We start from the raw sequence: 4,910 nt of genomic DNA, 5'->3' as shown, positions 1-4,910 counted from the left end.
CACTACAGACTGGCCCTCGATACTCCGGAGCGACGACAGGCCACCGCTGTGCTTCCCGGCCGGATCCTCGCCAGCCGTGAGTTCTTCGCCGAAGTCGAGGCCGGCCTCCCCGACCTCGCTCACCTACCGACGCTGATCGTGTGGGGTGATGCGAACATCGCCTTCCGCCGGCAGGAGCGCGAACGCCTGGAAGTGACGTTCCCCGACCACACGACCGTGATCGTCAAAGGCGCAGGCACCTACGTCGAATCCGACGCCCCAGACGAGTTCGTCGCCGCAATCCGCGACTGGTACACACCCACGGCGTGAGAAGTTGCGGTCGGCGACGTGACCCCACGATGTCCTCACGTATCGCAGCAATGTCGGGACACCCCTAGGGCTGCATTGGGTTGCGAAGTTGATAGAAGCACTCGACCTGGTGCCAGGGGAGCGACTCTACCGACTCTCAGAGGGCAGCAACATGACCGAAACAGCCGCTCCCACACGCTTTGTCGTAATACCCCGCACCAAAGAACACGGCGGATACGAGTACAAGTGCTTCACCCACTACGTCCAAGAAACGGCGGCCGCTACTGCCTGCGAGGACCGATGGTCCAGTCGGACGCGGAATGGCTCGCGAACAAGATGAACACACAGTTGGACTAGCCAACCAAAAAGGCCCGCACCGGATGGCGGATTCCGTGCGGGGATAAGTAAACGACGGCATCATCTATGAGCCAGGATGTACCAGATCAAGATTGCGAAGAGGGATGCCAGCGAGCAGTAGGCGAGGAAGCCTCCCATATCAATCCAGGTCCGTTCCGCGAAGGGGCCTGGGCTTACCAGCGACACCTGGACTTCACGACTGCTGCGTCGGACGAGGTGGATCCACCACACATCAACATTGCCCACGCCCCATCCCAGCAGTAGCCACATGAGCACCCTGTTGGCTTTGTCGACTGAAGTTCGGTCCTGACTGCGTTGGCGCATGATTGAGTGTCCGCCGTCGGCGGGAATACTGCACGTTTCGAATGCTGCACATCCGCCAGTCAACCTGCCCGGACGCCACTGACCACCGAACATGACGAGCAATCAGCGCTGAAACAGACGCATCAATGTTGCATCTGATGCAACCTTCACTCAGCTGATTGACGGTCTCGTCCCCTCGGCGCTCTCGACGGGCCTACCCGGGTTGATGTGGGGCCCCACACCCGCGCGCCGGGCTAGGCTGCGGGCGTGTCGAGAGCAGTGTGGTGGATCTTTGTCGGGGCTGCGTTGGCCTTCACCGTGTGGGTCGGCGCCTCATGGACGATGGCTGAAGTGTCGTTGGCGTGCTCGAAGACCGGCGAAAGCGGATCCTCCTTCCGGTGCGATGACCACATCGTCCACGTGTTAGGTGCCTGGCCACTGATCGGCCTGGGGCTGCTGCTCGCAACACCACCTGTGGTGGCCGCATTGGCAATGCGAAAGTGGGTCTCGTGGTTGGCCGTCGCCGCACTCGTTGGTTTGTCCATCGCCGGGTTGGCGAACTGGAGCTCTTTTTGGGGTTCTCTTCTCTTCGCTGTCCCCCTGGCAGCCCTTGGGTTGGTCGCCGCCGCAACGCAGAAGACCATCCCGCGCCCGGGAACACCACAGAGGGCACTGTCACGTTGCTGAACGCGGCAAACTGGGAGAATGTGGCGTGAGCACCTCAATGCTGTCGTACAAAGGTCACCGCTACCCTGCGGAAATCATCAACCATTGCGTGTGGTTGTACTTCCGGTTTCCGCTCAGCTTCCGTGAAGTCGAGGAGATGATGCTCGAACGCGGTGTCGTGGTCAGCTACGAGACGTTCCGCCGGTGGTGCGCCAAGTTCGGGCAAACATACGCAAACCAGCTACGCCGACGGCGGGCGCGGCCCGGTGACAGATGGCATCTCGACGAGGTGTTCATTCGAATCAATGGTCGGCAACACTATCTGTGGCGTGCGGTCGACCAGCACGGCAACGTGCTTGACGTGCTAATTCAGTCGCGTCGAAACGGCAACGCCGCCAAACGATTCTTCCGTAAGCTACTCAAGGGCTTGCACTATGTCCCGCGGGCGATCGTCACCGACAAGCTGGCGAGCTACAGCGTCGCCCACCGCGAGTTACTGACCTCGGTCGAGCATCGCCGATCCAAGTACCTGAACAACCGGGCCGAGAATTCCCATCAGCCGACCCGACAGCGCGAGCGCGCGATGAAGCGGTTCACATCGCCCGGGCACGCACAACGCTTCCTCTCGGCTTTCTCTGGCATCTCACCGCACTTCCGACCCCGCCGACATCGACTGACCGCGCCCGAGTGGCGTACCGAGATGGCCGACCGATTCGCGGTCTGGCAGGAAGTCACCGCGACTACCGCCGCCGCCTGAGAATCAACGTCTCAGCCGTTCCCCGTAGCATCGTGTCCTAAATCAGCTGCACCGCTATACCTTTCGACTAACGTGACAGTGCCCTTTCTATGGGATGAAACGCCGAATAACCACTATCACAACACTTTCTATGTCTCCGAATTCACGGCACCGGGGTTACACCGATTCGCTGAGGACGTGCTGATCGAGCAACTTGTGGCAGGGAGCAGACTCACGTGGACATTTGCGATCGAGCCGAAGCCAGGGTTTCGTGCGCCGCTTAGGTTCGGTTCCGCGATCATCACGAATGCCTTGCGCCGGACTGTGAACGAGACGAAGACGTACTTTGACGGGCTCTCCGCAAGGTCCCACAACTGAGGTCCCTCTTTCCGGTACTTCAATCGCGATTCAGTGCTGCAGCTGGCGCGCATGATCATCTGCTGAACGTGCCTCAACTATCGTCGGTGATGCGTTGACCTGTTGAGACCAAGATCGATTGACGGACGGACGGACGGGGAAAATTTGGATGCTTTGAATGGGCGTCGAATCCGTCTGTGGAACAATCAACTCATGAATGGCACGCGACGAAGTCTCCAGCCGGTGACACATAAACCACCACGTTGGACAGTGCTGCTACTCACAGCGATTCCGATTGTCGGGTCTCTTTCGATGCGCTATGACCAACCGAGAATTCTGTCATCCATGACCGCTCCTGATGAGCTTCTCGTCGGAATCGTCCTGGTGCTGCTGCTGGCTCTTGCTGGCCTTCTGTGGATGATTTCCACTCTTCGCGTCGTAGGTGAGGATCAACGATGGTCGTGGTGGATCGTTATTTCTCCGGCTATAGTGACGTGCGGCGCTGCTATATATCTGATATTTCCAGCGTAAATTGAAAAGGCAATTGTTCCGCACATTCATTCAGTACATTGACGTGACAGTGCCTGGCCCAAGGCTAATCGAACAGGCTGACACTCAATTGTCGCCTCAGGGGATCGAGAAACGAGAACGGACTTTGTCGCGGTGCAAGCGCATGAGATCGACTTATACGCCAAAGTCCTTTTCGTGAGCTGCGAAGATGTAACCGACTGAGTCGACAACGGCGGGGCAGATCCGGTTCATTGCCTCACCTAGTTGGAGCCAGTTTTCATTCTGGGCTGGTCCGACATAGCGGAAAACCTGCTCGTATGCGAAGACGGGCTTTAAATCGACTGCACGAGATTCCGCTGGTCGTGCAAACTCAACTCTCGCCAGCACCGAGCCTGATTCGAGAACCCCTTCATTCACGAATGATCGAACCTCACCGGTGGGGCGTGGGTCGACTGTGACCTCCGCGAGGCTCACTTGACTGGTGGCGACGATATTCAGAAGCTGATGCTTGTCCGTGTTCGATAGGAACTGCAGGATGTGCAAAGGATGTAAGGCGTCGACCCCGGCATGGTACGGCTGCTGTACGCGCAGAACGTCGGTCACGTTAGTCCCGTACCAGCTCTTACGTTTGCGAAGCCATTTGTCGAACCCCTCTTTCGTGGCATGAAGCGGAAATGCGACATCGCGAGGATTGTTCTTCTGAATGCGTTCGGGCGTAACTGACCACATCGCGTGGTCCATCGCTGCTCGAAGATTGTGGATGACATCGCCCATGAGCAGGGAAGCTCTGGTGTAATCGGGGACCTCGTCAATGATCCATTCGACCCAAACGGTTGGCGAGGTTCCATGCTTGTCGTTGCTTCTCCGAGGTGCCTTGCGGTCGGCTATGAGTTGTTCTTCGAGAAGATCACGTAGCTCATCGCGAATCTCAAATGCGCGTTCGATCTTTTTGAGACCCGCCATGCTTGCGGGTTGTTGTGCCCTCGAAGTTTCTTCCTCAGTAGCCATAGAACGGCATCTTTCCATGGCAAGCGTGCATATCGCTTTGAAGGGAACCTCGTCGGCGTCCTATCTTTGTGTGGTTGCTTGTTTAGGGGTTGTGACGTGGGGTGACGGCACGTCTCTGGGGTGGTTGTTGGGGGTGTGTGGGGGTGCCAGCGTTTTGGGTGCCGGCGGGGTGTTTGTGTTGGGTGGTGTGGGGGAGTGGTGCCGGGTCGGGGTGGGGTGTTGTGAGGGCTCGTTTTTGGGTGTTTTTGAATGTTGTTGTGTGGAAGTAGGTTTCGGTATTCGGTTGGTGTTGGGTGGGTTTCGTGGGTTGTGCACGGTGACGTTTTCGTCAACGTCGAACATTGTTGTGGTGGTGCGGGTTTCGGTATTTTTTGTTTTCGGGTTTTTTTGCGGTTTGGTGGGTGGGGGTGTATGATTGGGAGCATGATGATGACGAGGCAGTGGACGCAAGACGGGGCGCTTTCCGTGACCCTCCCCTCCTCCCCAGCCTCGTTCGGGTGTCGGGTACCGGTTCAGACGTTGCGATGAATTCGTTTGGTGAGAACCAAGATTCGGAGTTCAGAGGAGCGAAGCGACTCGATCGACGGCAACGGCACTCGACCCACTGCGAGCCGCGCAGCGGCTCCCTGGCGGGGAGCGCAGCGACTCGCTCCCGTCTCCCGACGCGGAGCGTCGGGAGGAGCGC

At 58.3% G+C, this 4,910-nt stretch carries 4 protein-coding genes and 1 pseudogene; 4 read left to right on the top strand and 1 reads right to left on the bottom strand.

The window, feature by feature from the left end; all coding sequences use genetic code 11:
• From AC3WQS_RS31305 to AC3WQS_RS31290, 4 genes and pseudogenes are all read left to right on the top strand, one after another.
• Positions 1-309: pseudogene (locus AC3WQS_RS31305) on the top strand (alpha/beta fold hydrolase); the annotation flags it as partial.
• A gap of 906 nt (positions 310-1,215) precedes the next feature.
• The gene (locus AC3WQS_RS31300) at positions 1,216-1,635 is read left to right on the top strand and encodes an ABC transporter permease (RefSeq protein WP_492713578.1); all 420 of its coding nucleotides are present in this window, start codon (positions 1,216-1,218) and stop codon (positions 1,633-1,635) included.
• Positions 1,636-1,672: 37 nt separating this feature from the next.
• The gene (locus AC3WQS_RS31295) at positions 1,673-2,371 is read left to right on the top strand and encodes an IS6 family transposase (protein WP_492713580.1); all 699 of its coding nucleotides are present in this window, start codon (positions 1,673-1,675) and stop codon (positions 2,369-2,371) included.
• 681 nt (positions 2,372-3,052) lie between these two features.
• Positions 3,053-3,238 (top strand): hypothetical protein, encoded by a 186-nt coding sequence (locus AC3WQS_RS31290; protein WP_070797569.1) that lies wholly within the window; start codon positions 3,053-3,055, stop codon positions 3,236-3,238.
• 153 nt (positions 3,239-3,391) lie between these two features.
• Here AC3WQS_RS31290 and AC3WQS_RS31285 read toward each other — a convergent pair whose 3' ends face one another.
• Positions 3,392-4,225 (bottom strand): hypothetical protein, encoded by an 834-nt coding sequence (locus AC3WQS_RS31285; protein WP_492713579.1) that lies wholly within the window; start codon positions 4,223-4,225, stop codon positions 3,392-3,394.
• Between the last annotated feature and the right edge of the window lie 685 nt (positions 4,226-4,910).

Source organism: Rhodococcus sp. FW305-130 (assembly GCF_058788335.1).
Note: the sequence above shows the minus strand (reverse complement) of the source record. Positions and strands in the feature narration are given on the sequence as shown.